Origin of the sequence: Streptomyces sp. NPDC058469, assembly GCF_042721125.1 — a bacterium.
GTDB lineage: Bacteria > Actinomycetota > Actinomycetes > Streptomycetales > Streptomycetaceae > Streptomyces.
The window spans coordinates 1-26,376 of sequence record NZ_JBHXME010000069.1 but is presented as its reverse complement, the minus strand read 5'-3'; the positions used below and the strand labels follow the sequence as shown (position 1 = coordinate 26,376).

The window sequence follows — 26,376 nt, the reverse complement described above, 5'->3', positions numbered from 1 at the left end:
CGACCACGCATAACCCCTACGGGTGAGGACCCGTACTACTGCCCGGTCACCAGTGCTCGGCTACTTCTGCCCGGCCTGCCGCTCGGTCACTATGCGGACCCCGCCGACGGCCTTCGTGGCGGTCGCGTGCCACGGGTCGTCCGCGCTGCCGGCGGCCCATTCGCGGCCGGCGTACGACACGCGCTCGATGTGCAGCACCGAGGAGTTGGCCACCGCCCAGTGCGCGAGCTGCCACCCGGTCCTCGTGCTGCCGGACCGCACCGGCAGGGTCACCGTGCTGTTCCCGCCCGTCGCACTCGCGCTGGGCGCCGGCGTGGACTTGGCCTTCGCCTTGGACTTGTCCTTCGATGCCGAGCCGGCCCCGGTCACCTCCGCACCGGTCTCCTTCAGCACCGTGCGCCCGAAGTCCCGTACCAGCGCGGCCCGTACGGCGTCCGGGCCGGTGTCCGCCCGAGTGGAGTCCGGGAGGCCCTGGCAGGTCAGCGTGGCGGCCGCCTGCCCGGTGAGGGCGGCGGACAGCAGCGTGGCCTCGGGCTCGTGCTTGGCGTACGCCTCCGGGTAGCCGCTGCGCTGCACGCGCTGCGCGGCGACGGTGAGGGGGAGCTTCTGGTAGCCGTCCACCTTGGAGAGGTGCTCGTAGAAGACGCCCGCTGCGTACGTCGGGTCCAGGATCTCCTTCTTGGTGCCCCAGCCCTGCGAGGGCCGCTGCTGGAACAGGCCGAGCGAATCCAGGTCGCCGTGCTCGATGTTGACGAGCTGCGACTCCTGGAGGGCGGTCGCGAGCGCGATCGTCACGGCCCGCTCCGGCATCCCGCGCCCGGTGCCGACGGCGGCGATCGTCGCCGCGTTCATCGTCTGCTCCTGCGAGAACTCGTACTGCTGGCCGTCGTCCTTCCCGGAGACCACCTTGCAACCGGGCCCGCCCCGGCCGCCGGTGACGTACTGGACGACCAGATAGCCCGCGACCGCGAGCAGCACCACGAGCGCCGAGGAGAATCGGAAGAGGCGGCCGCGTCGACGCTTCTTGGGGGTGGGGGACTCCAGCATCCCCACAAGGTACTGGAGGCTGCTGTTACCGCTGCGCCGGGTGTGGACAGCCGGCGCACAGGCTGTTCGCGTTAGGGTCGACGCCATGGCCGACACCGCACTTGACCTCACGCTGGACGCCGCACGGCTCACCGCGCAGCTCGTCGACTTCCCCTCGGAGAGCGGCAGCGAGAAGCCCCTCGCGGACGCGATCGAGACCGCGCTGCGCGCCCTGCCGCACCTGAGGGTCGACCGGTACGGCAACAACGTCGTCGCACGGACCAGCCTCGGCCGCGCGGAACGCGTCGTCCTGGCCGGCCACATCGACACGGTCCCGATCGCCGACAACGTCCCCTCGCGCCTCGACGAGAACGGCGTCCTGTGGGGCTGCGGCACCTGCGACATGAAGTCCGGCGTCGCGGTCCAACTCCGCATCGCCGCAACGGTCCCGGCCCCCAACCGCGATCTGACGTTCGTCTTCTACGACAACGAAGAGGTCGCCGCCCCTCTCAACGGCCTCAGGCACGTCTCCGAGGCCCATCCCGACTGGCTGGAGGGCGACTTCGCGGTCCTTCTGGAGCCGACGGACGGTCAGGTCGAGGGCGGCTGCCAGGGCACGCTCCGGGTGTTCCTGAAGTTCAAGGGTGAACGAGCGCACTCCGCGCGCGCGTGGATGGGTTCCAACGCGATCCACGCGGCCTCCCGGGCGCTGGCCAAGCTCGCCGCGTACGAGCCGCGCACGCCCCTCGTGGACGGTCTCCAGTTCCACGAGGGCCTCAACGCGGTGCGCGTCGAAGGGGGCGTGGCCACCAACGTCATCCCCGACGCGTGCACCCTGGTCGTCAACTTCCGCTACGCGCCCGACCGTAGCGAGGAGGAGGCCGAGGCCTTCGTGCGCGACTACTTCGCCGACTGCGGGGTCGACGAGTTCGTCGTCGACGACCACACCGGAGGGGCCCGCCCCGGACTGACCCACCCGGCCGCCGCGGCCTTCATGGCGGCCGTCGGCGGCGAGGCCCGCCCCAAGTTCGGCTGGACCGACGTGGCCCGCTTCAGCGCGCTCGGCGTCCCCGCGGTGAACTACGGCCCCGGCGCCCAACTCCTCGCCCACAAGGTCGACGAGCGGGTCGAGGCGGCCCTCATCCCGGAGGCCGAACGACGCCTCGTGGACTGGCTGACCGGCTGACATCCGTACGTCCCCCCGCTGTAACCCGCGTAGACCTACGCTGAGGTGGAAACACCTGCAAGTGGAGGGAGCGCACATGGCTACAGGCAACCCTGAGGGCAAGCAGCAGCCACCGGAGGAGCAGCGCCTGGGACCGGTCCTCCGGCGGCGCGGCCAGGTGACCGCGAGCACGACCGACCAGCGCCTCCTGGACGCGGGCGGCCCCTCGGACTGGGTCCACACCGACCCGTGGCGCGTCCTGCGGATCCAGTCGGAGTTCATCGAGGGCTTCGGCACGCTGGCCGAACTGCCGCCCGCGATCAGCGTGTTCGGCTCGGCCCGCACCAAGCCGGACTCACCGGAGTACGAAGCGGGCGTACGGCTCGGACGCGCCCTCGTGGAGGCCGGGTGGGCCGTGATCACCGGCGGCGGCCCCGGCGCCATGGAGGCGGCCAACAAGGGCGCCCTGGAGGCCAAGGGCATCTCCGTCGGCCTCGGCATCGAGCTGCCCTTCGAGCAGGGGCTCAACGCCTACGTCGACATCGGGCTGAACTTCCGTTACTTCTTCGTCCGCAAGATGATGTTCGTCAAGTACGCCCAGGGCTTCGTGGTCCTGCCCGGCGGCCTCGGCACCCTCGACGAACTCTTCGAGGCGCTCACCCTGGTGCAGACCCAGAAGGTCACCCGCTTCCCGATCGTGCTCTTCGGGAGCGAGTACTGGGGCGGCCTGGTCGACTGGCTGAAGAACACGCTGATCGCCCAGGGCAAGGCGTCGGAGAAGGACCTGCTCCTGTTCCACGTCACGGACGACGTGGAAGAGGCGGTAGCGCTCGTCTCGAAGGAAGCCGGCCGGTAGGGATCGTTCCTCGGCTACGCGAGCCCCCGACGGGCGACCGCCGGGGGCCGATGCCCCGCGATCGACGCCACCATGTCCAGCACCTGCCGGGTCTCCGCGACCTCGTGCACCCGGTACACCTGGGCACCCAGCCACGCCGACACGGCGGTGGTCGCGAGCGTGCCGACGACCCGCTCCTTGACGGGCTTGTCGAGGGTCTCGCCCACGAAGTCCTTGTTGGACAGCGAGACGAGCACGGGCCACCCCGTCTCCACCATCTCGCCGAGCCGCCGCGTCGCCTCCAGGCTGTGCCGGGTGCTCTTCCCGAAGTCGTGCCCGGGATCGATCAGCACCGACTCCCTTGGCACGCCCAGCTCCACGGCCCGCTCGGCGAGGCCCAGGGTCACGCGCAGGATGTCCGCCATGACGTCGTCGTACGTCACCCGGTGCGGCCGGGTGCGGGGCTCGGCGCCGCCCGCGTGCGTGCACACCAGCCCCACGCCGTACCGCGCGGCGACCTCCGCGAGGTGGGGGTCCACGCCGCCCCACGCGTCGTTCAGGAGATCCGCGCCGGCCTCGCAGACGGCCTCGCCGACCTCGTGCCGCCAGGTGTCGACGCTGATGATCACGTCCGGGAAGCGCCGCCGCACCTCGGCCACGAAGCCGACCGTGCGCCGCGCCTCCTCGTCGGCGGTCACCTCCTCGCCGGGACCGGCCTTGACGCCGCCGATGTCGACGATGGCGGCGCCCTCGGCCACCGCCTGCTCCACGCGCGCGAGGGCGGGCTCGTCGCGGAACGTCGCCCCTTGGTCGTAGAAGGAGTCCGGGGTCCGGTTCACGATCGCCATGATCACCGGCTCGTGCGCGTCGAATTCACGCCTGCCCAGCCTGAGCATCCCCTGTGACCTCTCCTAGTACGTACCGGTCTTCAGCCGCCTGTGACCCTAACTGTCAGCGTCGCATGGCACGATCGGACCCTGACACATTCGGCTTCGGCACGTCCGACATCGACGCCCGTGGAGACCCCAGCGATGTTCATGTTCCTGTTCCTGGTCGTCGCGCTCGCCGTCGTGGTCGGCGCGGTGACCCTCTCGGTGATCGGCGGCGGCGAGAGCGCCCCGCTGCCCGACGCCGCGCCCGAGCGCCTCGACGACCCGCTGCCCCAGGACCGGCCGGTGAACCACGCCGACATCGAGACCCTCCGCTTCCCGCTCGCCGCGCGGGGCTACCGCATGGACGAGGTGGACGACGTACTGAGCCGCCTCGCCGCCGAACTCGCCGAGCGCGACGCCCGGATCGCCGACCTGGAGTCCGCCCTCGCGGGCGCCACGGCCAGCGCCCACGTCTCCATGCAGAAGCCGGTGGAAGGCGACCACCAGTGAGCGACGGTACGGCCGTCGCCGGTGCGGACGGCGCCCTGCGCTGCCCCTGGGCGCTGTCCACGGAGGACTACGTCTCGTACCACGACGAGGAGTGGGGCCGCCCGGTCCACGGCGACGACGCGCTCTACGAGCGGCTCAGCCTGGAGGCCTTCCAGTCAGGTCTCTCCTGGATCACGATTCTGCGTCGCCGCGAGGGCTTCCGGACCGCGTTCGACGGCTTCCGCATCTCCAAGGTCGCCGCCTTCACGGACACCGACCGCGAACGCCTCCTCCTCGACGCGGGCATCATCCGCAACCGCGCCAAGATCGACGCGACGATCGCCAACGCGCGCGTGCTGGCCGACTGGGCGCCGGGGGAGCTCGACGAGTTCATCTGGTCCCACGCCCCGACCCCGGGCCCGGCCCCGAAGACCCTCGGGGACGTCCCGGCGGTCACGGAGGAGTCGACGGCCCTGTCGAAGGCCCTCAAGAAGCGGGGCCTGAAATTCGTCGGGCCGACGACGGCGTACGCACTGATGCAGGCGTGCGGACTGGTGAACGACCACCTGAAGAGGTGCGTCGTCAGAAGCGCCTCCTAGTAGGCGCCTACCGGCCCAGGTACTTCGGCTTCTCCTTGTTGACGAAGGCCTGCACGGCGATCGCGTGGTCCTCCGACGCGCCCGCCCGGGATTGGAGTTCGTCCTCTTTCTCCAGGGTCTCCTCAAGGGTGTGCGAGAGGCCGTAGGCCACCGCCTCCTTGAGCGCCGCGTACGCCACCGTCGGGCCGTCCGCCAGCTGCCGGGCCACCTTCTCCGCCTCGGCGTGCAGCTCGCCGACGGGGACGAGACGGTTGGCGATCCCCAGGTCGTACGCGTCCTGGGCCTTGATCGTGCGCGGGAAAAGCAGCAGGTCGGAGGCGCGGCCCGGGCCGACGACCCGGGGCAGCGTCCAGGAGATGCCGGAGTCCGCGGTCAGCGCGACGCCCGCGAAGGACGTGTTGAAGCCGGCCGTGTCCGCCACGACCCGGTAGTCCGCCGCCAGGGCGAGCCCGAAACCGGCGCCCGCGGCGACCCCGTTGACCCCGGCGACCACGGGCTTCGCCATCCGGGCCAGCGCCCGCACGATGGGGTTGTAGTGCTCCTTCACCGTGGTCAACGTGGCCCCGGTACCGGCCTCCCGGTCGGAGGCCAGCAGCGTGATGTGCTCCTTGAGGTCCTGGCCCACACAGAACGCCCGCTCCCCGGCCGCGGTCAGCAGCACGGCCCGTACGGCGTCGTCGTCCGCCGCGGCCTGTACCGCGTCCCGGAGGGCGACCTTGGTCGCGATGTTCAGCGCGTTCATCGCCTCGGGGCGGTTCAACGTGATCGTCGCGAGTCCGTCGGTCACCTCGTAGAGCACGGTGTCGGCCATGGCGTATCCCCTCGGGTGTCGCGGCTCCGGCGTACCGGTCGGTACGCCGTACGTCCGTAGGACAGCATGGCGGAGATCACCGTCCACGGGCCGGACCGGACGTGTGACCTGCGTCAAAGAATTCCGCTCCGGATTCGGTCCGCCGGGGTCGGTGCGGCGGCGGAGTATCGCAGTCACATCGGCGAATTGAGTGGTTTTGCTCGCGCGCGTTGCCCAAGCGATGCCGACTGATGTTGGTCATCGGGTCCTGAGATGCGGGATAATGGCTTGGAAGCAATGTGTTCGATGCCGGTGACGCGTGTCTCATTAGGGGCCGCGCGTGCCCTCCATGGGGCCGTCGGCGACGATGAGCTGGTTTCAGGAAGGGGAACGAGCATGGCGGCCATGAAGCCGCGGACGGGCGATGGCCCGCTCGAGGTGACCAAGGAGGGGCGGGGCATCGTCATGCGCGTTCCGCTCGAAGGCGGCGGTCGGCTCGTCGTCGAGCTGACCCCTGACGAGGCCGACGCACTGGGCGACGCCCTCAAGAAGGTCGTCGGCTGACGCGGCGGAACGCGACCATACCCCTTCAGCTGCCCCGGCACCCGAGACGGTGCCGGGGTCGCTGCTTTCCCGGATTTCTACGGCAGGTCCACCGTGTTCCGCGGCAGGTCTACCGTTTGACGGCGCACAGCAGGCCGTCGCCCACCGGGAGCAGCGACGGCACCAGTTCGGGGCTCTCGCGCACGGCGCGCAGCAGTTCGCGCAGCCGTAGGACTTCGGTGGGCTGGGGGCCCGAGTCGACGGTGCGGCCGTTGGCGAAGACGCCCTCGAAGACCACGAGGCCACCCGGACGCAGCAGGCGCAACGATTCAGCGAGATAGTCCAGGAACTCCAGCCGGTCACCGTCGCAGAACACGAGGTCGTAGCCCGCGTCCGCGAGCCGGGGCAGGACGTCCAGGGCGCGGCCCGGGATGAAGCGGGCCCGGTTGCTGGCGAAGCCGCAGGCGCGGAAGGCCTGGCGGGCGAACTGCTGGTGGTCCGGCTCGGGGTCGACCGTGGTCAGTACCCCGTCCGGCCGCATGCCGTACAGAAGATGCATCCCGGAGACGCCGGTCCCGGTTCCGATCTCCGCCACCGCTTTCGCGTCCACGGTGGCGGCGAGCATCCGCAGCGCGGCGCCCGTGCCGGGCGACACCGAGCGCAGCCCTGCCTCGCGGGCCCGGTCACGGGCCCAGCGCAGTGCTTCGTCCTCGGCGACATAGGCGTCGGCGAACGCCCAGCTCGTCTGCCGGTTGCCGGTAATGACCCTCTCCTGTCCCCGTGGTTGCCTGGGCGTGACTGTATCCGTTGGTGCCGGGAACCTGCTGATGGGACCGGGCGTTTAGAGGGGGGAGGAAAGCACTGGGGGACGCGGCCGGAGGGAAGAGCGGGGGATGACGATGGATCAGGTTGTCGGGCAGGACGTCGAGCAAGGTCACGGGCATCGGCTCACACCACCGCCAGGTCGGTATGAGCGTGTATCAAATTCTCGTAAAACCGCTTATCCGGAGCTAACGGGCGAGGTGGCTATGGTAGGGGCTCCACTGGACACCACCAGAGCCGACAGGGGAGGTGCGGCTGTACCTGTGGATCGGGGAGGAGTGCTCCGGCGCTTTCTCGGATCGGCGGGCAGGCCGAAATCCGTGAACGACACCGCTGCTGACCACAGCCACGCCGCTGACCATGCCCAGACCGCGACCTTCTCCACCGACGCGGACGGGCAGGCGTGGACTCCGCCCACCTGGGAGGAGATCGTCAGCACCCACAGTGGCCGTGTGTACCGGCTCGCGTACCGCCTGACGGGGAACCAGCACGACGCCGAGGACCTCACTCAGGAGGTCTTCGTCCGGGTCTTCCGTTCCCTGTCGACGTACACGCCCGGCACCTTCGAGGGCTGGCTGCACCGCATCACCACCAACCTCTTCCTGGACATGGTCCGCCGCAAGCAGCGCATCCGTTTCGACGCGCTGGGGGAGGACGCGGCCGAGCGACTGCCCAGCCGCGAGCCGTCGCCCCAGCAGGTCTTCAACGACGCGCACTTCGACGCGGACGTCCAGCAGGCCCTGGACACCCTCGCCCCGGAGTTCCGGGCGGCGGTCGTCCTGTGCGACATCGAGGGCCTCTCCTACGAGGAGATCGCCGCGACCCTGGGCGTCAAGCTCGGTACGGTCCGTTCCCGGATCCACCGCGGCCGCTCCCAGCTCCGCAAGGCCCTCGCGCACCGCTCGCCGGAAGCACGGGCCGAGCGCCGTTCCTTCGTGGCGCGTGTGCCCGCGCTGGGGGGAGGGGGCGCGACCGCGTGAGTGGATCACGTCCTACGCCTGCGGAGCAGCATCTGGGAGACCGACTTTCCGCCCTGGTGGACGGGGAGCTCGGTCATGAGTCGCGCGAGCGTGTACTGGCGCATCTGGCCACCTGTACGAAGTGCAAGGTGGAGGCCGACGCGCAGCGCCGACTGAAGAGCGTGTTCGCGGAAATGGCCCCACCGCCCCCTTCCGAGAGCTTCCTGGCCCGTCTGCAGGGGCTCCCCGGGGGAGGCGGTGACACGGACGGCGAGGAGCCGCCCGGGGGACTGTTCGCCGCCGGGATCGGTGTATTCGGCGTCAAAAGAGACGGGCCGCTCGACGCGTTCGAGTTCGGCTACGTCCCCGCGGGCCCACATGCCGCCACGGCCCTGACGCCTTCGTCTTCGCCTTCGTCCAGGTCCGCCCGCGAAGGCTTCCGTATCCATGACGTCAGCCGGCACGACGCCGACCGCTCCGCCTCACGCGGGATGCGGTTCGCGTTCGTCGCCGCCGGGGCGGTGTCGCTGGCCGCGATCGCGCTGGGCGGGGTGGCCACGGTCGCGCCAGGCGACACGGCCGCGGAAGCGCGGGGCGGTACGGGTGTGACGCCGGCGCGTACCCAGGGCACGGGCGCGGCGGCGACCGCCGACGCGGGGCGTCGCCGTGCGGTCGGCCCCCTGCTCGCCCAGGGCACGAGCCAGCGATCGATGCTCGGCGACACCGCAGCGCCGCCGACCTCGGTCTCCGCCCCCCTCCTCCCCGGAGTGCCGTCGCCCGCGGCCGTCCAGGACGACGAGGTCCTGCACACGCTCACCGCGCCGGTGATGGCCGGGGCGGCGGTCATGTCCCCCCTGATACGCCCGCTGAACGCGAACCCGCCGGTAGCCCTCGCGTCCTGGTCCACGGCCCCCGAGGTCATGACTCCCGGCCTGCTCCGCACACCGTCCCCCGACACCACCTCGTCCCCCTCTTCCACCCCCTCGCCCCCGCCCCACCCACTCCACTGACCGGCCCCTGCACCACGGCCCGCGAACCTGGTTGAATCCGGGGAGTACGGGGTGGCGCGGCCAGTTGTGGGGGGACCATGGACGAGGGGACGCGGGAACCGAGGTCCACGAAGGCGAAGTGGTGGGGTTGGGTCCGGGGTCCGGCGGTGCCGGGGGATCCGATTCCGGATGCGTTGCGGGGCGCTGGTGACGAGGACTTCGAGTTGCGGCCGCCTGTTGAGAGGCTGAGCGGTGAGGTGGCTTCCGGTGGGGGCGACTTCGAGTTGGGGCCTCCTGCATCGGGGGCCTTGGCCGACGGCCGGGTCGCGGGTGCGAGTGGTGATGCCGAGGCGCGTCGTCCTGTGGCTGAGTCTCCGACTGGCGTTGTGGCTACCGGTGTTGACGCTGACGTCGCCTCGGGTCGCCGTGTGCCGGAGGCCCCGGTCGGCGGTGGGGTCGCGGGTGTTGACGGTGGCTTCGAGTTGGGGCGTCCCGTGTTGGCGTCCTCGTCTGGCGGTGAGGTTGTGGGTGGGGATGGTGGCTCAGAGCCGGATTGTTTCGTGGTCGAGTCTTCAACTGGCTTTGCGGCAGCGGACGTTGGTTTCCATCTGGGTCATCCGGTGCCGGTGGCCCCGGCCGACGGCGTGGCCGTAGACGCCGACGGTGTTTCCGAGGTGGACCACCCCGCGTCGGTCTCCCCGACCGGGGCCGCGTCGGTAGGCGCCGGCGCTGATTTCGAACCGGGACCTCCCGCGTCCGAACTCCCGACGACCCCCGGCGTGGTCCTCCCGACCGCCGATCGACCCAAGCCCCTGCATGACCCCGACCCCTACAGCACCCCGCCGTACGGCGAGCCGGGCCCCTGGGCGCCCGCGCCGCCCGTTCAGCACCCCGCGGTCACTTTTGCGTCCGGCGCGGCCCCACAGGCCCCCACAGCGGCTCCCGGCACTCCCGTCTCGCCGGTCCCGTACACCGCTCCCGCGCCTGCTGACACTCCTGCACTGCCTTTCGTCGACACCGCGTCTCCCGACACTCAGGCATCGCCGTTCGCCGAAACTGCGCCTCCTGGCAGTCCCGCACCACCTATCGCCGACGCCTCCGTCACAACCTCGGCGTCCTTTGCTCCTCCTGCACCGCCCTTCACCCATACCGCGCCTCCCGGTACCCCTGCGCCCGCGCTTGTCGCCGACGCCTCAGGTCCCGGCCCTTCCGAGCCCTCCGGCACGACACCGGCGCCCCTCGCTCCCCCTGCACCGCCCCTCTCCGACGCCTCAACCTCCACCCCCCTCACCCCGCCCGACCTCACCCGCGCTGCTGTTGCCCCGGACCAGGCCTCCGCTCCCGCTCCCGCCCCCGTCTCGGACCCCGCACTCACTCCCGTCCCGGAACCCACCCCACCCCCCAACCCTTGGCACCGCTACGACCCCTGGACCTCCCCCGCCCCCCTCCAGCAAACCGGCCCCGTCACCCCAACCCCCACCCCCGACCAGCACCGCACCCGAACCCGCACGCTCCTAGCCGCCTCCGCCCTCGCCCTAGCTCTTCTCTCCGGCGGCATCGGTGGCGTCGTAGGAGCGCACCTGGAGCGGGACGGTGGAGGAGGGGACATCGTGTTGCCGCAAGCCGGGAAAGAGGACAGCGGGCGCGCGCCCGACAGCGTTGCCGGGATTGCCGCTCGGGCTCTGCCCAGTGTTGTGACGCTGCATGTGAGCGGTGATGAGGAGTCGGGGACCGGTACCGGGATCGTGTTGGACACCCGGGGGCACATCCTCACCAATAACCATGTTGTGCAGCCCGCCGGCGGCGATGGGGCGATATCCGTCAGCTTCGGTGGGGGGCAAACGACCAAGGGCAAGGTCGTCGGGCACGACACCGGGTACGACCTTGCCGTCGTGCAGGTGACTGGGGTGCGTGGGCTGAAGGCGATGCCGCTCGGGAACTCCGACAACGTGCGGGTGGGTGATCCTGTCGTCGCTATCGGTGCGCCTTTTGATCTCGACAACACCGTGACCTCCGGGATCATCAGCGCCAAGGAGAGGCCCATCACGGCCGGGGGTGAGGCGTCGGACGGGAGTGATGTGTCGTACGTCGATGCTCTGCAGACCGACGCGCCCATCAATCCCGGCAACTCCGGTGGGCCGTTGCTCGACGCGCAGGGGCGGCTCGTCGGGGTCAACTCGGCCATCCGGTCCGCCGATGACGGGGCCGGAGGCGGGACGGAGAGCGGGCAGGCCGGGTCGATCGGGCTGGGGTTCGCCATTCCTGTCAATCAGGCCAAGCGTGTTGCCGAGGAGTTGATCAACACCGGGAAGGCGACCCACCCGGTCATCGGTGTCACCCTCGACATGGACTACACGGGAGACGGGGCGCGTGTCGCCACGAAGGGTGGCGGCGACGGGCCCGCCGTCACCGCGGGCGGTCCCGGTGCCAAGGCAGGGCTCAAGCCGGGCGACGTCATCACCGAGGTCGACGGCGAGCGGGTCCACTCCGGTGACGAACTCATCGTCAGGACGCGTGCTCATCGGCCCGGCGACCACCTGCGGCTGACTCTGCGGCGGGGCGGCAAGGACATGACCTTGTCGCTCGTTCTCGGCTCGTCGACCGGTGATTGACAGAAACGTCACAGGTGAGAGCCCCGCGCCCCGTCCCACTAGGCAAACAACCCGGAAAACCGGTCGTGTACACCCACTCGTAGCCCCCGGGACAGTACCGGTCGGGTGGGATCGGCGGGTACCGTGGACCCGGCCCGGACCACGGAAGACGCGCACAGACCACCGAGGGCCGAGGACCGAGGACATCGCAAGGAGCTTCAGGTGTTCAATGACATAGGACCGCTCGAGCTGGTGACGATCATTGTGCTCGCCGTGCTCGTCTTCGGTCCGGACAAGCTCCCGAAGGTCATCCAGGACGTCATGCGGACGATCCGGAAGATCCGAGAGTTCTCGGAGAGCGCCAAGGCGGACATCCGCGAGGAGCTGGGTCCGGAGTTCAAGGACTTCGACTTCGAGGACCTCAACCCCAAGACGTTCCTGCGCAAGCAGCTGGACAACGACGAACTGGGGCTCAAGGAGATCCGCAACGGCTTCGACCTGAAGAAGGAGATGGCCGAGGTCACGGAGGCGGTCCAGAACGCGGACACCCCCTCCTCTTCCTCGCCGTCTTCCTCCTCCGGCAGCGGTCGTCTCGACATGACCAAGAAGCCCGAGGGCCCGGAGAAGGACGACCGCCCGCCCTTCGACGCGGACGCCACCTGAGCCGTAAGCGGACGCCGTCTGGGCCGTAAGCGGACGCCGTCCGAGCCGTAAGCGGACAGTCGCCCCATCGCGTCGTACGTGACGCGTCTCATACGTCTCCACCCCCTTCCACACCTCCGTACGGCCTGAACACGGCCCCCGTGCGCCTCGCGCGCCGGGCGCTTTCCGGGCTGCCTCGCACGAGGTGGCTATGCTGCCGAGTTGTTGTGCGGACCGGGCGAGTCGCCCGAAGGGGGGCGGGCCGCCCCGGTCCGACGAGAACGAGGAGGCGTCCGGAGCATGGAGACGACGAGTCGGGTAGGCACGCAGGCGCCGGCCGCGGAGGGTGGACAACCGCTCCCCTCCGCCCGGCGCACGGTCGACGGCTACCTGCTGGCGCCCTTCCCGTGGTACGGCCTCGACGAGGCCTTCACGGGACCGCGCTGGCTGATGCAGGTGGGCATGGCGGCGGACGGAGCCGTCGAGCACGGTTCGATCGGGCACGGCGACGAGCCCTCCGTACGCAACGAAGGCACGGAGGACAAGGAGAAGTTCGCGGTGGTCGTCACCGTCGCGGGCAACCCCGCCCGGCGCACCGCCGACGGCACGGGCCTCCTGGAGGCCACCTCGGTCTCCTCGGCGGCCTGGCTCGCCGGTGTGGGGCTGCTGTCCTTCACCTGGCCCGGCCAGATGGACCACACCCTGCGCGACGACTGGCTGGAGCAGCAGACCGAGACGGCGTGGGTGCTGGCCGACGACCTCGCCGGCGACGACTGGTCGACCCTGTCCCTCCCCGTGGACGGCGTGCCGACGCCCTTCCACTACCGTGAGTCAGAGTTCGGCTGGGTCCTCGCCGGGTCGACTCAGGAGGGCGTGCACGTGGGCGCGTACGGCAGGGGCATGAGCGCGTACGGGCTCGGCTTCGCCGTGATCAAGGACATCACTACGTACGCCGCCTGAGGCGAGGTGGGGCGAGCGGGGAGCGGCCAGCCGTTTGTGGCTGGTCGCGCCCACGCGGCGGAGCCGCACATTGACACGGCCCCGCGCCCCTGGTGGGACCTCTAGAACTTGTTTTTGGGAGTGATCCCGAGCGACAGTCCCGAAAGACCCCGCTGACGTCCCCCCAGCTTCCCCGCGATCGCGCGCAGTGCCGCGCCCGCCGGGGAGTCCGGGTCCGTCAGGACGACCGGTTTGCCCTCGTCGCCGCCCTCGCGGAGGCGGACGTCGATCGGGATGCTGCCCAGCACCGGGACGTTGGCGCCCGTCGTGCGCGTCAGGCCGTCCGCCACCGACTGGCCGCCGCCCGTGCCGAAGACGTCGACCATCTCGCCGCAGTGCGGGCACGGCAGGCCCGCCATGTTCTCGACGACGCCGACGATCTTCTGGTGGGTCTGCACGGCGATGGAGCCGGCCCGCTCGGCGACCTCGGCCGCCGCCTGCTGAGGGGTCGTCACGACCAGGATCTCGGCGTTCGGGACGAGTTGGGCCACGGAGATGGCGATGTCGCCCGTGCCCGGCGGGAGGTCGAGGAGGAGGACGTCCAGGTCGCCCCAGTACACGTCCGCCAGGAACTGCTGGAGCGCGCGGTGCAGCATCGGGCCGCGCCACACCACCGGTGCGTTGCCCGGCGTGAACATGCCGATGGAGATGACCTTCACGCCGTGTGCGGACGGCGGCATGATCATGTTCTCGACCTGGGTGGGACGGCCGTCGGCGCCCAGCATGCGCGGCACGCTGTGGCCGTAGATGTCGGCGTCGACGACACCGACCTTCAGACCGTCGGCGGCCATCGCGGCCGCGAGGTTCACCGTCACCGAGGACTTTCCGACGCCGCCCTTGCCGGAGGCGACCGCGTACACGCGCGTGAGGGAGCCGGGCTGGGCGAAGGGGACCTCGCGCTCGGTCTTGCCACCGCGCAGGGCGGTCGCGAGTTCCTTGCGCTGCTCGTCGCTCATCACGTCCAGGGTCACGTCGACACCGGTGACGCCCTCGACGCCCAGGACCGCCTCCGTCACGCGCTGCGTGATCGTCTCGCGCATGGGGCAGCCGGAGACCGTCAGGTACACGGTCACCGCGACCGCTCCGTCCGCACCGATCTCCACCGACTTGACCATCCCCAACTCGGTGATGGGTCGGTTGATCTCGGGGTCGTTCACCGTCGACAGCGCTTCACGCACCGCGTCTTCCGTAGCCATAGGGTCGATGGTACGGCGCCGCGCGGGGCCCCAGGTAAGCCCGTCACCGGTCGTCTACGTCACGTCCGTGCGACCGTTCCGCCGGGAATACGACGTGCTTGTGGTGGCCGTCCCCGCGTTCGTCGAGCTCTTTCACCAGATCCTGGAGTTCGGAGCGGATCCAGTCCCGGGTCGCCACCTCGCCGAGGCCGATGCGCAGGGCGGCGATCTCGCGGGTGAGGTACTCGGTGTCGGCGATCGACCGCTCGTTCTGCTTGCGGTCCTGCTCCAGGTTGACCTTGTCGCGGTCGTCCTGCCGGTTCTGCGCGAGCAGGATCAGCGGGGCCGCGTACGAGGCCTGGAGCGACAGCATCAGCGTCAGGAAGATGAACGGGTAGTTGTCGAACCGCACGTCCCGCGGCGCGAAGATGTTCCACAGCACCCACGCGATGATGACGACCGTCATCCAGACGATGAACCGCCCGGTGCCCAGGAAGCGCGCGATCCGCTCCGACAGCCGTCCGAAGGCCTCCGGGTCGTACTCGGGCAGGAACCGGCGCCGGGGCGGGCGCGGCTGGTCGAGCCGGGCCCGCGTCCGGGTGGTGGCGGTCGCGCCCGCCGGTGTCCGCTCACGCGTGGACTCGCGCTCAGGAGTCATGAGCCGCCACCTCCTCCGCCTCTGCCGATGTCTCTTCCGATGCCGCTGCCTCGTTCTCGCCCTCGTCGAGATGGAACTCGGTCTCCCGCCAGTCCTCCGGCAGCATGTGGTCCAGCACGTCGTCCACGGTCACCGCCCCGAGCAGCGACCCGGTCTCGTCGACCACGGGCGCCGCGACCATGTCGTACGTCGCGAAGAACCCGGCGATGAGCTGCAGCGTCGCGTTCGGGTCGAGCGGCTGGAGGTCGTCGTCGATGATCGCGCTGACCAGGGTGTACGGGGGGTCGCGCAGCAGCCGTTGGAAGTGGACCGTGCCGAGGTACTTGCCGGTCGGGGTGTCGTCGGGCGGGCGGCAGACGTAGACCTGCGCGGCGAGAGCGGGGGAGAGATCGGCGCTGCGGACCCGGGCGAGCGCGTCGGCGACGGTCGCGTCGGGCCGTAGGACGATCGGCTCGGTGGTCATCAAGCCGCCGGCGGTGTGCTCCTCGTACGACATCAGGCGGCGTACGTCGGCCGCTTCGGAGGGCTGCATCAGGTTCAGCAGGCGTTCCTTGTCGTCCTCGGGGAGTTCGGAGAGGAGGTCGGCCGCGTCGTCCGGGTCCATGGCCTCCAGGACGTCCGCGGCGCGCTCCTCCTTCAGCTTGCCGAGGATCTCGATCTGGTCGTCCTCCGGGAGCTCTTCGAGGACGTCGGCGAGGCGGTCGTCGTCGAGGGCGGCGGCGACCTCGGCCCGGCGCTTGGGGGAGAGGTGGTGCAGGACGTTGGCCAGGTCGGCGGGGCGCAGCTGCTCGAAGGTGGCCAGGAGGCTCTCCGCGCCCTGTCCCTGCTCCTCCAGGGAGAAACCGGTGACGGCGGACCACTCCACGGTCAGCGTCTCGCCCTTGGCCCTCCTGAAGGCTCCGCCGCTCCGGCCCTTCCGTACGAAGATCCGGTCGATCTCCCAGTCCCGGCGGGCCGGCAGATGCTGCACCGACAGGTCGAGGACGGTGACCTCCTCGCCGGTCTCGACCAGTGTGACGCGCCGGTCCAGCAGTTCGCCGAACACCAGCCGCTCGGTGGGCCGTTGCTCGAAGCGGCGGACGTTCAGCACGCCGGTGGTGATGACCTGGCCGGACTCGATGCCGGTGACGCGGGTCATCGGCAGGAAGATGCGGCGCCGGGTGGAGAGTTCGACGACGAGGCCGAGCAGCCGAGGGGGCCGCCGGCCCACGCGGAGCATGACGACGAGGTCGCGGACGCGGCCCACCTGGTCGCCGTTCGGGTCGAAGACGGCGACACCGGAGAGGTGCGACACGAAGACCCGGGGAGCGCCGGCTGCCATGGCCGCACCTCCTTCTTTCCTGCTGATCCGCCGATGGATTCTCTGGTTCCCGGATGTTCCGAATTGCCTGCTCGGATGGGCTTCAGGCTAGCCCGTCCGTATGTGATCCGCGCTGGTGGGCGGTCCGGACGGACTGGCTCCACCGCCGCCTCGCGGCCCCGGTACGCTGCCGTACGCCATCGCCCCCCCCGCACGGAAGGCAACCCACCTGTGACTGCGATCCCCCAGGTCCGAAACCGTCGTGCGGCGCTGCTCGGCGCGGTCTGTGTCCTGGTCCTGACGGGGTGCGGCGGCGGGGATCCGGACGCGGGGACCAACGGGGTCGGCAAGCTGGCCGCCGACAAGATCCAGACCAAGTCCCGTACGGCCGCGGGCGCCGCCGACGCCGTACGGCTGTCCGGGACCGTCGTCACCAGCGGGCGGACGTACACGCTCGACATGCGGCTGAAGTCCGACGGCGGCAGCGGGTCGGTCACCTCGAAGGGGTCGACCTTCGGGCTGCTGCGGATCGGCGAGCAGCTGTACCTGAAGGCCGACGCGGACTTCTGGAACAGCAACGGGGACACGGGCGCCGGCGACACGCTCCACGGCAAGTACGTGAAGGTGCCGCAGGGCGACCCCTCGTACAAGAAGTTCAGTGGTTTCACGGACAAGGACGTCCTCCTCTCCGGTCTGTTGACCCTGCACGGCTCACTCGCGACGGACGGACACCACGCGCAGAACGGCGTCCGGACGATCCGCATCACCGGCGACGACGGCTCCGGCGGCACCCTCGACGTCTCCCTGGAGGGCAAGCCGTACCCCCTCCGGCTGGTCCGCGCGGGCGGCGCGGGCACCCTGACCTTCTCGGACTGGGGCAAGAGCTTCACGGTGACGCAGCCGAAGGACGACGACACTGTCGACTACGGCAGGCAACTGCCGTCTTCCTAGCGGTAGTTGCTTACTTATCGCTGCTTGCGTTTCTTCTTCAGGAGCAGGCGCGGCAGCCCGGCGGGGATCGGCTGACGGGTAGTCGCCGGGGTTGGCAACGGAGCCTCGGCCAGTGACCCCTCCGGCAGGTCGGCCGTCGCTCCCGTCGGTTCCAGGCGCAGCACCCGGCACTCGCGTGCCCAGCGTGCCGTCATCGCCTCGCCGTCGGGGGCGTTGAGGCGCTTGCCCTTCAGCTCGGCGACGGTCGCCGTCCAGGCCTCGGAGTCCGGCGCCAGTTCGACGACCTTCGCGGTCCAGGAGACCAGCCGGCCGCCCTTGTCCTTGCTGCGGACCGTGACCTCGGCGGGGCCGCCGTCGGTCAGCCCGGGCAGCGGCTGCTCGCCCGGTCCGTCGCCGATCAGGCAGGCCGCGCCCTCGTGCCAGACGTGCCACAGGGCGCGGGCCGGGACGCCCGGGCCGTTGACCCAGACGAGGCCGGACTTCTTCGTGGCCTCCTCGACGAGGGCCTGGTCGAACAGCTCGCTGGTCATGGTGCTCAGCCTATCCACGCCCGTCACAGCCAGCCGTTGCGCTTCAGCGTGCGGTGGATCGTCAGACAGACGGTCACGGTGAAGGTGAGCACCAGCGGATAGCCGTACTTCCAGTGGAGTTCCGGCATGTTGTCGAAGTTCATGCCGTACACCCCCGTGACCATCGTCGGTACGGCGATGATCGCGGCCCACGCGGTGATCTTCCGCATGTCCTCGTTCTGCGCGACGGACGCCTGCGCGAGGTTGGCCTGGAGGATCGAGTTGAGCAGCTCGTCGAAGCCGATGACCTGCTCGTGGACCCGGGCGAGATGGTCGGCGACGTCCCGGAAGTACTTCTGGATGTCCGGGTCGATCAGCCGCATCGGCCGCTCGCTCAGCAGCACCATGGGGCGCAGCAGCGGCGACACCGCGCGCTTGAACTCCAGTACCTCGCGCTTGAGTTGGTAGATCCGCGCCGAGTCGACACCGCGCGAGACCCCGCCTTTGCGGCCCGGCGTGAACACCTCGGTCTCGACCTCGTCGATGTCGTCCTGCACCGCGTCCGCGACCGCGACATAGCCGTCGACGACGTGGTCGGCGATCGAGTGCAGCACCGCCGAGGGACCGCGGGCGAGCAGCTCGGGGTCGTCCTGCAGTCGGTGCCGCAGCGCCCGCAGCGAGCCCTGGCCGCCGTGCCGGACGGTGATGAAGAAGTCCCGCCCGGTGAAGCACATGACCTCACCGGTCTCGACGACCTCGCTGTTGGCGGTGAGCTGGTCGTGCTCGACGTAGTGGATGGTCTTGAAGACGGTGAACAGGGAGTCGTCGTAGCGCTCCAGCTTGGGCCGCTGGTGGGCCTGTACGGCGTCCTCGACGGCGAGCGGGTGGAGCCCGAACTCCCGGGCGATGACGGCGAATTCGGCCTCGGTCGGCTCGTGCAGGCCGATCCAGACGAAGCCCCCGTCGCGGCGCACCAGACGCATCGCCTCGTGCGGGGTCAGCGGCTTGCCGGCGTCGACGCGGGCACCGTCGCGGTACACGGCGCAGTCGACGACGGCCGAGGGGGTGCCGGGGTCGCGGGTGGTGTCGTACGCGCCGCCGTCCTTGCGCAGGGAGGGACGGGACGGGCGGACCACGGCACGCAGGTCGCGGATCATCGACATGGCGGGCTCCTTCGCGACGAGCAACGAAAGGCGCCAACGACGGTTGGAACTGCCCGGAATGGGGACGTCCTGAGTGCGGATGTTTGGCACGTCCACAAAGCGGGGAGCACCGCTCCGTCGCGGTGGCGAGCTTCGCTACTGATACAAGCACTGACTTCGGAACAGGCAGATCGAGCAGATCAGACAGATCAGGCAGATCAGGAAAAAGAAACGAAGTGCTCTTCCGCGACAGTGAAGAAGTGCGAGAGGCGGCAGCCGTCTGGGGAGGCTAGAGCCAGAGCGACGACATCAGCGGCCGGAAGAGCGGGTGGTACTGCCAGGCCGACTTCGGTCCATTGCAGCCCCACCTCCTCCGGCCGGTCCCCCGTGGGGGAGTCTCAACGGCGTCGGGACTTGATCGCGACGCTTCTGCGTGCTGCCCGAACGACCGGCCCAGGCTATCAGTCGGCAGAAGTGTCAAGGCGCTGCTTTGCCCGGTACTGACGAGTTCTATGCTCGCCGCATGGTTGATGTTCTTGCTCTGGTCGAGGCACGGTTGCGTACCGCGCTGGGAGATCCGGACGCCCGCGCCGCGGTCACTTTCCTGGGCACGGACCGCGTCGAGGTACTGCGTTTCCAAGGCGACAACCAGGACGGGACCGTCGTCCGCTACGCCACCCTCGGCATGTCCGCGCTGCCGATGAGCGACCCCACGGCGATGCTCGCCGACCCGGTCGCGGGCCCGCGCGCCGAGCTGGTCCTCTCCGTCCGCGGCGGCCTCGCCGACACCGACAAGGTTCTACGGCCCCTTGCCGTGCTCGCCGCGTCCCCGCAGGTCGAGGGCGTGGTCGTGGCCCCCGGCGCCTCGCTTGACGTGGGCGAACCGCTGTGGCCCGGCGCCCCGTTCACCTCGGTGCTGGTCGCCGAGCCGGGCGGCCTGGTCGAGGACCTGGAACTCGACGAGCCCCTCGACCCGGTCCGCTTCCTGCCGCTGCTCCCCATGACCCCGAATGAGGCCGCCTGGAAACGCGTCCACGGCGCCCAGGCCCTCCAGGAACGCTGGCTGACGAACGGGACGGACCTACGGGATCCCTCCCGCAGGTCCGTCCCGCTGGACTGACCGCCTGACCGGCCGCGCGCGTGACCGATGTCACCAACGCCCGGCCGGAATCCGTCAGTTGGCGAACACCGTGACACTGTCCTCCGTCGCGTGCCTCGGCTCCAGCTCCTCGGCCTCGTGGGTGAGCGCGTTCCGTCGTACGAGGACCACCAGCGCGCCCAGCGCCGCGGTGACCGCCGCGACCACGAACGGGATGTGGATGTTGCTCCACCCCTCGATCTTCGGGGCGAAGAACGGAGCGGCAGCGGCGGCGAACCAGCGGACGAAGTTGTAGCCCGCGCTCGCCACCGGGCGCGGCGCGTCCGACACGCCGAGGGCCAGCTCGGTGTAGACGGTGTTGTTCACGCCGATGAAGGCGCCGGACAGGATCGTGCAGACGATGGCGGTGGTGTGGCTGCCGTAGCCGAGGATCAGGACGTCGACGGCGAGCAGCACCAGCGAACCGCCGAGCACCTTCAGGGAGCCGAACCGGGCCTGCAGGCGCGGGGCGACGAAGACCGAGAAGACGGCTAGCAGCAGGCCCCAGGCGAAGAACACGGCGCCGGACTTGTACGGGGTCATGTTGAGCACGAACGGGGTGAAGGCCAGCACGGTGAAGAACGTGTAGTTGTAGAAGAACGACGAGGCCGCGGCCGAGGCGAGTCCGCCGTGGCCGAGCGCCTTGAGCGGGTCGAGCAGTGAGGTCTTCTGCGCGGGCTTCGGCTGTTCCTTCAGGAACACCGTGATGCACAGGAAGCCGATCGCCATCAGGAACGCGGTGCCGAAGAAGGGGTAGCGCCAGCTCTGGTTGCCCAGCAGGGCGCCGAGCAGCGGGCCGCAGGCCATGCCGAGGCCCAGGGCGGACTCGTAGAGCAGGATCGCCGCGGCGCTGCCGCCGGCCGCCGCGCCGACGATGACGGCGAGGGCCGTTGAGACGAACAGCGCGTTGCCGAGACCCCAGCCGGCGCGGAAGCCGACGAGTTCGCCGACCGAGCCCGAGGTGCCGGCGAGACCGGCGAAGACCACGACGAGGGCGAGGCCGAGCAGCAGGGTCTTGCGGCCGCCGATCCGGCTGGAGACGAAGCCGGTCACCAGCATCGCGATGGCGGTGATCAGGAAGTACGAGGTGAAGAGCAGCGAGACCTGGCCGGCCGTGGCGTCCAGGCCCTTGGCGATCGACGGCAGGATCGGGTCGACGAGTCCGATGCCCATGAAGGCGACGACCGAGGCGCCGGCGGTGGCCCAGACCGCCTTGGGCTGTCGCAGGATGCTGCCGGCTCCCGCGTCGAATGTGTCCGCGCTGTCCACGCTTCCTCCTGGTCACGACGAGCAGATGGTTGGTATATGCACATAGTAAGTTAGGCAGGGTAATAAATGCAAGCTACATCTAGTTTCGCCTGGTGGGGGTTCCCGCAGGGGTTTCCACGAGGGTTGCGTCAAGGCTTCCGGCCGGACGGGTGATCGTCCTTGACGTGCGGGTGCGAGGGTAGGACCGTGGGGCCCTATGAGGGGCGAACCCAGTTGCCCGAAGTGTGGTGGCCGGGTCAGGGCTCCCGGACTCTTCGCCGATTCCTGGCAGTGCGATGTCCACGGGACGGTGCATCCGCTGCAGCCCGTGATCCCGCCCAGCGTCGAGGCCCTCAGCGTTGTCGTGCATCGCACGCAGGTGCCCGTGTGGATGCCGTGGCCCCTGCCGGTCGGATGGCTGTTCACCGGCGTGGCCTGTGCGGGCGATGACCGTAGCGGTGGGCGTGCTACGGCGGTGGCCTGTTCCGGGCCGGGGCCGCTCGGGGGTGTCGGCGAGCTGATCCTTGTCGCCGAGGAGCTGGGGGTTGGGCTCGGGGCGCGGTATGCGGGGATCGACGGGCCGGATCCTGGGCCTTATATGAATGTTGAGAAGCCTCCTCAGGCGAAGCTGCTGGCTGCGGGGCGGCCTACGCCGTTGTGGCATGTCGCCACGGCGCCGGATGATCGGGCGGTGTTTGCGGGGGAGGCGTTGGGGTTGTGGCTGTGGGCTGTGGTGTGGCCCGAGCAGTCGGGGTTGTTGATGTACGACGAGTTGGTGTTGACGGATTTGCGGGATGCGGGGGCCGAGGTTGACCTGGTGCCCTGTGGTGCGCTTTCGCCGCGCTTGCTGGAGCCGTAGCGCCTAGGGTGCCGGGTTCGGTTGTTCGGCGGGTACGGGTGCGTTGTGGCTGGTCGCGCAGTTCCCCGCGCCCCTTAAGGGCATCGACTGCAGGGTGTTCGAAGTGGCCCCGGAGGTGCCGTTACCCTTGAGTGGTCCGCATCCGTACTATCTGCGCCCTGGAGTCTGTGTCGTGCGTATCGATCTGCACTGTCACTCCACGGCCTCCGACGGTACGGACACGCCCGCCGAGCTGGTGCGGAATGCCGGCGCTGCCGGTCTGGACGTTGTCGCGCTGACCGATCACGACACCAGTCGTGGGTATGCGGAGGCGATCGAGGCTCTGCCTTTGGGGCTCACTCTCGTCACCGGGGCTGAGATGTCCTGTCGGATCGACGGGGTGTCCATGCACATGCTGGCTTATCTCTTCGACCCGGTGGAGCCGGCTCTGCTCGCCGAGCGGGAGCTGGTGCGGGACGATCGGGTGCCTCGGGCTCGGGCCATGGTCGGGCGGCTTCAGGAGTTGGGTGTGCCGGTGACCTGGGAACAGGTTGCCCGGATCGCCGGGGAAGGGTCCGTCGGGCGGCCTCATGTCGCCACCGCGCTGGTCGAGTTGGGTGTTGTGCCCACGGTGAACGACGCGTTCACCGAGGACTGGCTCGCCGACGGTGGGCGGGCTCATGTGGCCAAGCACGAGACCGATCCGTTCGAGGCGATTCGGCTCGTGAAGGCTGCGGGGGGCGTGACCGTGTTCGCGCATCCCGGCGCCAGCAAGCGTGGGCACACCGTGCCTGAGGCTGCCATTGCCGAGATGGCCGCCGCCGGGCTCGACGGTATCGAGGTCGAGCACATGGATCATGACGCCGAGACGCGGGTGCGGTTGCGGGGGCTCGCGAAGGAGCTCGGGCTGCTGGCCACCGGGTCCAGCGACTATCACGGGAGCCGTAAGAGCGTGCAGCTCGGGGAGTACACGACCGATCCCGAGGTGTACGGCGAGATCACGCGGCGCGCTACCGGGGCGTTCCCGGTGCCGGGGACCGGCGGAGCCTGACGCCCGAACCGATCCCGTCCGGCTGTCTCCGCTCACCTCTCTGCAAGGCTCGTGGCTCACCCATGTTCGACGTCGCCGTCTTCGGCTCCCTCTTCCTGACCCTGTTTGTCATCATGGATCCCCCCGGGATCACCCCGATCTTCCTCGCGCTGACCGCCGGACGACCGTCCAAGGTGCAGAAGCGCATGGCGTTCCAGGCCGTGTGCGTGGCCGGCGGTGTCATCACCGTCTTCGGGCTGCTCGGGCATCAGATCCTCGACTATCTGCACGTCTCCGTGCCCGCGCTGATGATCGCGGGCGGGCTGCTGCTCCTGCTGATCGCGCTCGACCTGCTCACCGGCAAGACCGACGAGCCCAAGCAGACCAAGGACGTGAACGTCGCGCTCGTCCCGCTGGGCATGCCGCTGCTCGCCGGGCCCGGTGCGATCGTGTCCGTCATCCTCGCCGTGCAGAAGGCCGACAGTGTGGCCACGCAGGTGTCGGTGTGGACGGCGATCCTCGCCATCCACGTCGTGCTGTGGCTGGTGATGCGGTACTCGCTGCTGATCATCCGGGTCATCAAGGACGGCGGTGTCGTGCTGGTGACGCGGCTCGCCGGGATGATGCTGTCCGCCATCGCCGTGCAGCAGATCATCAACGGGATCACCCAGGTGATCCGGGCGAGCTGATCGCCGTAGACGCCCTGTACGCGCGCAAGCCCGTACACGCAGAACCCCGCACGGCGTCGGTGCCGTGCGGGGCTCTGAAGTGTGGTTGCGATCCGCGTAAGGGTCGCGGGTGAATGTCGTAGGCGTTACGCGGCCTTGAGTGTTACGAGGCCTTGGTCTCGGCGGGGCGGATCCACAGGCGCTGTCCAATGGCGGCGGCCTGTTGCACGATCCGATTGACGGAGGCGGCGTCCACGACGGTGCTGTCCACGGTGGTGCCGTCGACCTCGTCGAGACGCATGATTTCGAAGCGCATGGCTTCTCCCTTCGTCTGGTCATCCTCCTGAGGAGAACTACTTGGTTACTGATGTAGTCAACGGGATGCGTGTTACAAACATTCCCTACGCTAAGGAAATTTTTCGCACGCCTAATTACTGACTGGTAAGAGATCGCCGCGAGACTGACCGGGACCGGTTGTGTTCGCAGCGTGACCGCCGGGACAATGGAGGCGATGAACGACGACCTCGCGGCCCTCAGCGCCCGCATCGACCGCACGAACGAGCTGCTGCAGCGCATGCTCGCCGAAGTGGCGAAGACGCCCTCGACGCATGCGATCTTCGTCGACGCCGGGTACTTGTATGCAGCCGCGGGCCGGCTCGTCTCCGGGACCGAGGACCGGCGCACCTTCGATCTCGACACCGAGGGCCTCATCGAGGCGCTCATCGACAAGGCCCGCACGATCTTCGCGGACAGCCGGCTGCTGCGCGTCTACTGGTACGACGGTGCCCGGCGCCGCATCCACACCGGCGAGCAGCAGTCCATCGCCGAACTCCCGGACGTCAAGGTGCGGTTGGGCAATCTGAACGCCAACAACCAGCAGAAGGGCGTCGATTCACTCATCCGCTCCGACCTGGAGTCCCTCGCCCGGCACCGCGCCATCAGCGACGCGGCCCTCATCGGCGGCGACGAGGACCTGGTCTCGGCGGTCGAGGCGGCGCAAGGGTACGGCGCCCGCGTCCACTTGTGGGGCATCGAGGCCCCGGAGGGTCGTAACCAGGCGGAGCCGCTCCTCTGGGAGGTCGACAGTCAGCGCACCTTCGACCTCGATTTCTTCAAGCCGTACGTCTCCCGGCGCGCGTCCGCCGTCTACGAGGCCGCCGCCACCCGGCCCACCCGCGACGACGTCCGCTTCGTGGGCGCGCAGATCGCGGCGAAGTGGCTCGCGGCGCGGGGACGGGAGGCGCTGGTCGACCTGCTGCCCGGGCATCCGTATCTGCCGGGGTCGGTCGACCAGGACCTGTTGGTCGAGGCGGAGGGGCTGTTGCAGTACTCCCTGCGCGGCCAGGCCGATCTGCGGCGGGCGCTGCGGGACGGGTTCTGGGACCACCTGCAGGCGCAGTACTGATCCCCGTTTCAGGGGGTGGTGGCGTCCCAGAAGTCGGCTACGGCCCGTGCCGTCGCGGCCGGCTGGTCCGTGTTCGGTGAGTGCTCGGCCCGCGCGATGACCGTCCGCCGCGCCTTCAGCCGTACGGCCATGTCGTCCAGGAGCGGCACCGGCCAGGTGTCGTCGCGCGAGCCCGAGAGGACGTGGACGGGGAGCGGTACGGCGGCCAGTTCGGCGACCCGGTCCGGCTCGACGCACAACTGGCGTCCCGCGGCGAGGAGTTGGGCCGGCTTGGTGCCCAGCCAACGGCGGCGCAGGTCGGCCCGGTCGTCGAGCCCCTCGTCCAGCGCACCGCCGGTCTCGGTCTCCTCGGGTGCCTCCATCGCCTGGATCGCGTCCCACACCTCGGCCATCGACATCACGGCGAGCGCGTCCCGCAACAGCTTCACGCGCTGCTGCTGGGAGACAGAGATCTCCGCCGGCCCCGACGCCATGAGCGTCAGCGACACGAACGGCGTGGGGTCGAGCAGTACGGCCGCCCGCGCGACCTGCCCGCCGAAGGAGTGCCCGAGCAGGTGCACCGGCGCGCCCACGGTCTCGGCCAGCGCGAGCACGTCCCGCGCCAACTCGTCCTGGGCGTAGGGGGATTCGTCCTCGGCGGGCCCGTCCGTCTCGTACTGGCCCCGCCCGTCCACGGCCACGGTCCGATACCCGCGCGCGGCGAGTGCCTCGTGCAGGGGGTTGAAGTCCTCCTTGCTCCCGGTGAACCCCGGCAGCAGCAGAGCGGCCCCCTTCGCCTCGACACCGTCGCCCACGGGCGAGTCCACGACGGCGAACTCACCGCGAGCGGTCCGCAGGGGGTATGCGCGAGCGCCGGGGGGCGGGGTGAAGGAGGGGGGCCTACTCATGGGTCGAGGTTAACCGGCGAGGCTGAGCGGGACGGGGACGGGAGGGTGTAACCGGGGTTGACGCGGTGGTGGGAGGCGGAACGCCGGATGGCCGGCCCCCTTGCAC

Annotated in this window: 28 protein-coding genes; 16 read left to right on the top strand and 12 right to left on the bottom strand. The window is 69.9% G+C overall.

Features of this window, described 5'->3' with window-relative positions; all coding sequences use genetic code 11:
- Nucleotides 1-60 precede the first annotated feature (60 nt).
- Nucleotides 61-1,047: a heavy metal transporter gene (locus tag ACFWP5_RS27120; protein WP_384161719.1), complete on the bottom strand. Its 987-nt coding sequence runs from the start codon at nucleotides 1,045-1,047 to the stop codon at nucleotides 61-63.
- 85 nt (nucleotides 1,048-1,132) lie between these two features.
- Between ACFWP5_RS27120 and dapE the strand changes: the two genes are divergently transcribed.
- On the top strand, nucleotides 1,133-2,212 hold the full coding sequence (dapE, locus tag ACFWP5_RS27115) for a succinyl-diaminopimelate desuccinylase (RefSeq protein WP_384161716.1): 1,080 nt from the start codon (nucleotides 1,133-1,135) through the stop codon (nucleotides 2,210-2,212).
- A 76-nt stretch (nucleotides 2,213-2,288) separates the two neighbouring features.
- The gene (locus tag ACFWP5_RS27110; RefSeq protein ID WP_033286802.1) at nucleotides 2,289-3,047 is read left to right on the top strand and encodes a TIGR00730 family Rossman fold protein; all 759 of its coding nucleotides are present in this window, start codon (nucleotides 2,289-2,291) and stop codon (nucleotides 3,045-3,047) included.
- A gap of 14 nt (nucleotides 3,048-3,061) precedes the next feature.
- On the opposite strand, the gene folP is transcribed toward ACFWP5_RS27110, so the two are convergent.
- Nucleotides 3,062-3,922 carry a dihydropteroate synthase gene (gene folP, locus ACFWP5_RS27105; protein WP_384161713.1) on the bottom strand — a complete coding sequence of 287 codons (861 nt, stop codon included), beginning with the start codon at nucleotides 3,920-3,922 and terminating at the stop codon, nucleotides 3,062-3,064.
- Between the two features lie 135 nt (nucleotides 3,923-4,057).
- Between folP and ACFWP5_RS27100 the strand changes: the two genes are divergently transcribed.
- Both ACFWP5_RS27100 and ACFWP5_RS27095 read left to right on the top strand, forming a co-directional pair.
- On the top strand, nucleotides 4,058-4,408 hold the full coding sequence (locus tag ACFWP5_RS27100; protein ID WP_384161710.1) for a DivIVA domain-containing protein: 351 nt from the start codon (nucleotides 4,058-4,060) through the stop codon (nucleotides 4,406-4,408).
- Nucleotides 4,405-4,986 (top strand): DNA-3-methyladenine glycosylase I, encoded by a 582-nt coding sequence (locus ACFWP5_RS27095; RefSeq protein WP_384161707.1) that lies wholly within the window; start codon nucleotides 4,405-4,407, stop codon nucleotides 4,984-4,986. The genes ACFWP5_RS27100 and ACFWP5_RS27095 overlap by 4 nt, the downstream gene beginning before the upstream one ends.
- A gap of 7 nt (nucleotides 4,987-4,993) precedes the next feature.
- On the opposite strand, the gene ACFWP5_RS27090 is transcribed toward ACFWP5_RS27095, so the two are convergent.
- Nucleotides 4,994-5,797 carry an enoyl-CoA hydratase/isomerase family protein gene (locus tag ACFWP5_RS27090; RefSeq protein WP_384161704.1) on the bottom strand — a complete coding sequence of 268 codons (804 nt, stop codon included), beginning with the start codon at nucleotides 5,795-5,797 and terminating at the stop codon, nucleotides 4,994-4,996.
- Nucleotides 5,798-6,172: 375 nt separating this feature from the next.
- Between ACFWP5_RS27090 and ACFWP5_RS27085 the strand changes: the two genes are divergently transcribed.
- On the top strand, nucleotides 6,173-6,340 hold the full coding sequence (locus tag ACFWP5_RS27085; protein WP_003966491.1) for a DUF3117 domain-containing protein: 168 nt from the start codon (nucleotides 6,173-6,175) through the stop codon (nucleotides 6,338-6,340).
- 109 nt (nucleotides 6,341-6,449) lie between these two features.
- Here the strand turns inward: ACFWP5_RS27085 and ACFWP5_RS27080 are convergent, their stop codons facing one another.
- Entirely contained in the window at nucleotides 6,450-7,148 is a 699-nt protein-coding gene (locus ACFWP5_RS27080; protein ID WP_078652869.1) for an O-methyltransferase, read from the bottom strand.
- 271 nt (nucleotides 7,149-7,419) lie between these two features.
- Between ACFWP5_RS27080 and sigE the strand changes: the two genes are divergently transcribed.
- From sigE to ACFWP5_RS27055, 5 genes are all read left to right on the top strand, one after another.
- Nucleotides 7,420-8,121, top strand: coding sequence for an RNA polymerase sigma factor SigE (sigE, locus tag ACFWP5_RS27075; RefSeq protein WP_019072074.1), 702 nt, complete (start codon nucleotides 7,420-7,422; stop codon nucleotides 8,119-8,121).
- Nucleotides 8,118-9,110, top strand: a complete 993-nt coding sequence (locus tag ACFWP5_RS27070) for an anti-sigma factor family protein (protein ID WP_384161701.1) — start codon at nucleotides 8,118-8,120, stop codon at nucleotides 9,108-9,110. Before sigE ends, ACFWP5_RS27070 begins: the two co-directional genes overlap by 4 nt.
- Before the next feature lie 791 nt (nucleotides 9,111-9,901).
- On the top strand, nucleotides 9,902-11,701 hold the full coding sequence (locus ACFWP5_RS27065) for a trypsin-like peptidase domain-containing protein (protein ID WP_384161777.1): 1,800 nt from the start codon (nucleotides 9,902-9,904) through the stop codon (nucleotides 11,699-11,701).
- 201 nt (nucleotides 11,702-11,902) lie between these two features.
- Nucleotides 11,903-12,343 carry a sec-independent translocase gene (locus ACFWP5_RS27060; RefSeq protein WP_384161698.1) on the top strand — a complete coding sequence of 147 codons (441 nt, stop codon included), beginning with the start codon at nucleotides 11,903-11,905 and terminating at the stop codon, nucleotides 12,341-12,343.
- Nucleotides 12,344-12,622: 279 nt separating this feature from the next.
- Nucleotides 12,623-13,282, top strand: coding sequence for a hypothetical protein (locus tag ACFWP5_RS27055; protein ID WP_384161695.1), 660 nt, complete (start codon nucleotides 12,623-12,625; stop codon nucleotides 13,280-13,282).
- 101 nt (nucleotides 13,283-13,383) lie between these two features.
- Here ACFWP5_RS27055 and ACFWP5_RS27050 read toward each other — a convergent pair whose 3' ends face one another.
- The 3 genes from ACFWP5_RS27050 to ACFWP5_RS27040 are packed head-to-tail and all read right to left on the bottom strand — an operon-like array spanning nucleotide 13,384 to nucleotide 16,475.
- The gene (locus ACFWP5_RS27050) at nucleotides 13,384-14,517 is read right to left on the bottom strand and encodes an Mrp/NBP35 family ATP-binding protein (RefSeq protein ID WP_384161692.1); all 1,134 of its coding nucleotides are present in this window, start codon (nucleotides 14,515-14,517) and stop codon (nucleotides 13,384-13,386) included.
- Nucleotides 14,518-14,560: 43 nt separating this feature from the next.
- Nucleotides 14,561-15,154 (bottom strand): DUF1003 domain-containing protein, encoded by a 594-nt coding sequence (locus tag ACFWP5_RS27045; protein WP_384161689.1) that lies wholly within the window; start codon nucleotides 15,152-15,154, stop codon nucleotides 14,561-14,563.
- On the bottom strand, nucleotides 15,144-16,475 hold the full coding sequence (locus ACFWP5_RS27040) for a magnesium transporter MgtE N-terminal domain-containing protein (RefSeq protein WP_384161687.1): 1,332 nt from the start codon (nucleotides 16,473-16,475) through the stop codon (nucleotides 15,144-15,146). Before ACFWP5_RS27040 ends, ACFWP5_RS27045 begins: the two co-directional genes overlap by 11 nt.
- 210 nt (nucleotides 16,476-16,685) lie before the next feature.
- Here ACFWP5_RS27040 and ACFWP5_RS27035 point away from each other — a divergent pair, with 210 nt between their 5' ends.
- The gene (locus tag ACFWP5_RS27035) at nucleotides 16,686-17,405 is read left to right on the top strand and encodes a hypothetical protein (protein ID WP_384161684.1); all 720 of its coding nucleotides are present in this window, start codon (nucleotides 16,686-16,688) and stop codon (nucleotides 17,403-17,405) included.
- Nucleotides 17,406-17,419: 14 nt separating this feature from the next.
- Here the strand turns inward: ACFWP5_RS27035 and ACFWP5_RS27030 are convergent, their stop codons facing one another.
- Both ACFWP5_RS27030 and ACFWP5_RS27025 read right to left on the bottom strand, forming a co-directional pair.
- Complete coding sequence (locus ACFWP5_RS27030) at nucleotides 17,420-17,935, bottom strand: hypothetical protein (RefSeq protein ID WP_384161681.1); 516 nt, start codon at nucleotides 17,933-17,935, stop codon at nucleotides 17,420-17,422.
- A 23-nt stretch (nucleotides 17,936-17,958) separates the two neighbouring features.
- Nucleotides 17,959-19,077: a magnesium and cobalt transport protein CorA gene (locus tag ACFWP5_RS27025; RefSeq protein ID WP_384161678.1), complete on the bottom strand. Its 1,119-nt coding sequence runs from the start codon at nucleotides 19,075-19,077 to the stop codon at nucleotides 17,959-17,961.
- Nucleotides 19,078-19,579: 502 nt separating this feature from the next.
- On the opposite strand from ACFWP5_RS27025, the gene ACFWP5_RS27020 reads away from it, so the two are divergent.
- Complete coding sequence (locus tag ACFWP5_RS27020; RefSeq protein ID WP_384161675.1) at nucleotides 19,580-20,176, top strand: suppressor of fused domain protein; 597 nt, start codon at nucleotides 19,580-19,582, stop codon at nucleotides 20,174-20,176.
- Between the two features lie 54 nt (nucleotides 20,177-20,230).
- Here the strand turns inward: ACFWP5_RS27020 and ACFWP5_RS27015 are convergent, their stop codons facing one another.
- Nucleotides 20,231-21,463, bottom strand: coding sequence for an MFS transporter (locus ACFWP5_RS27015; protein WP_384161672.1), 1,233 nt, complete (start codon nucleotides 21,461-21,463; stop codon nucleotides 20,231-20,233).
- A gap of 196 nt (nucleotides 21,464-21,659) precedes the next feature.
- Between ACFWP5_RS27015 and ACFWP5_RS27010 the strand changes: the two genes are divergently transcribed.
- The 3 genes from ACFWP5_RS27010 to ACFWP5_RS27000 all read left to right on the top strand — a co-directional run bounded on the left by ACFWP5_RS27010 (nucleotide 21,660) and on the right by ACFWP5_RS27000 (nucleotide 23,999).
- The gene (locus tag ACFWP5_RS27010) at nucleotides 21,660-22,301 is read left to right on the top strand and encodes a DUF6758 family protein (protein WP_384161669.1); all 642 of its coding nucleotides are present in this window, start codon (nucleotides 21,660-21,662) and stop codon (nucleotides 22,299-22,301) included.
- Nucleotides 22,302-22,473: 172 nt separating this feature from the next.
- On the top strand, nucleotides 22,474-23,331 hold the full coding sequence (locus ACFWP5_RS27005; RefSeq protein ID WP_384161774.1) for a PHP domain-containing protein: 858 nt from the start codon (nucleotides 22,474-22,476) through the stop codon (nucleotides 23,329-23,331).
- A gap of 62 nt (nucleotides 23,332-23,393) precedes the next feature.
- Nucleotides 23,394-23,999 carry a MarC family protein gene (locus tag ACFWP5_RS27000; RefSeq protein WP_365305195.1) on the top strand — a complete coding sequence of 202 codons (606 nt, stop codon included), beginning with the start codon at nucleotides 23,394-23,396 and terminating at the stop codon, nucleotides 23,997-23,999.
- Nucleotides 24,000-24,141: 142 nt separating this feature from the next.
- On the opposite strand, the gene ACFWP5_RS26995 is transcribed toward ACFWP5_RS27000, so the two are convergent.
- Complete coding sequence (locus tag ACFWP5_RS26995) at nucleotides 24,142-24,294, bottom strand: hypothetical protein (protein WP_019058373.1); 153 nt, start codon at nucleotides 24,292-24,294, stop codon at nucleotides 24,142-24,144.
- Nucleotides 24,295-24,489: 195 nt separating this feature from the next.
- Here ACFWP5_RS26995 and ACFWP5_RS26990 point away from each other — a divergent pair, with 195 nt between their 5' ends.
- Nucleotides 24,490-25,383 carry an NYN domain-containing protein gene (locus ACFWP5_RS26990; RefSeq protein ID WP_384161665.1) on the top strand — a complete coding sequence of 298 codons (894 nt, stop codon included), beginning with the start codon at nucleotides 24,490-24,492 and terminating at the stop codon, nucleotides 25,381-25,383.
- Between the two features lie 8 nt (nucleotides 25,384-25,391).
- Here the strand turns inward: ACFWP5_RS26990 and ACFWP5_RS26985 are convergent, their stop codons facing one another.
- Nucleotides 25,392-26,270, bottom strand: coding sequence for an alpha/beta fold hydrolase (locus ACFWP5_RS26985; RefSeq protein WP_384161662.1), 879 nt, complete (start codon nucleotides 26,268-26,270; stop codon nucleotides 25,392-25,394).
- Between the last annotated feature and the right edge of the window lie 106 nt (nucleotides 26,271-26,376).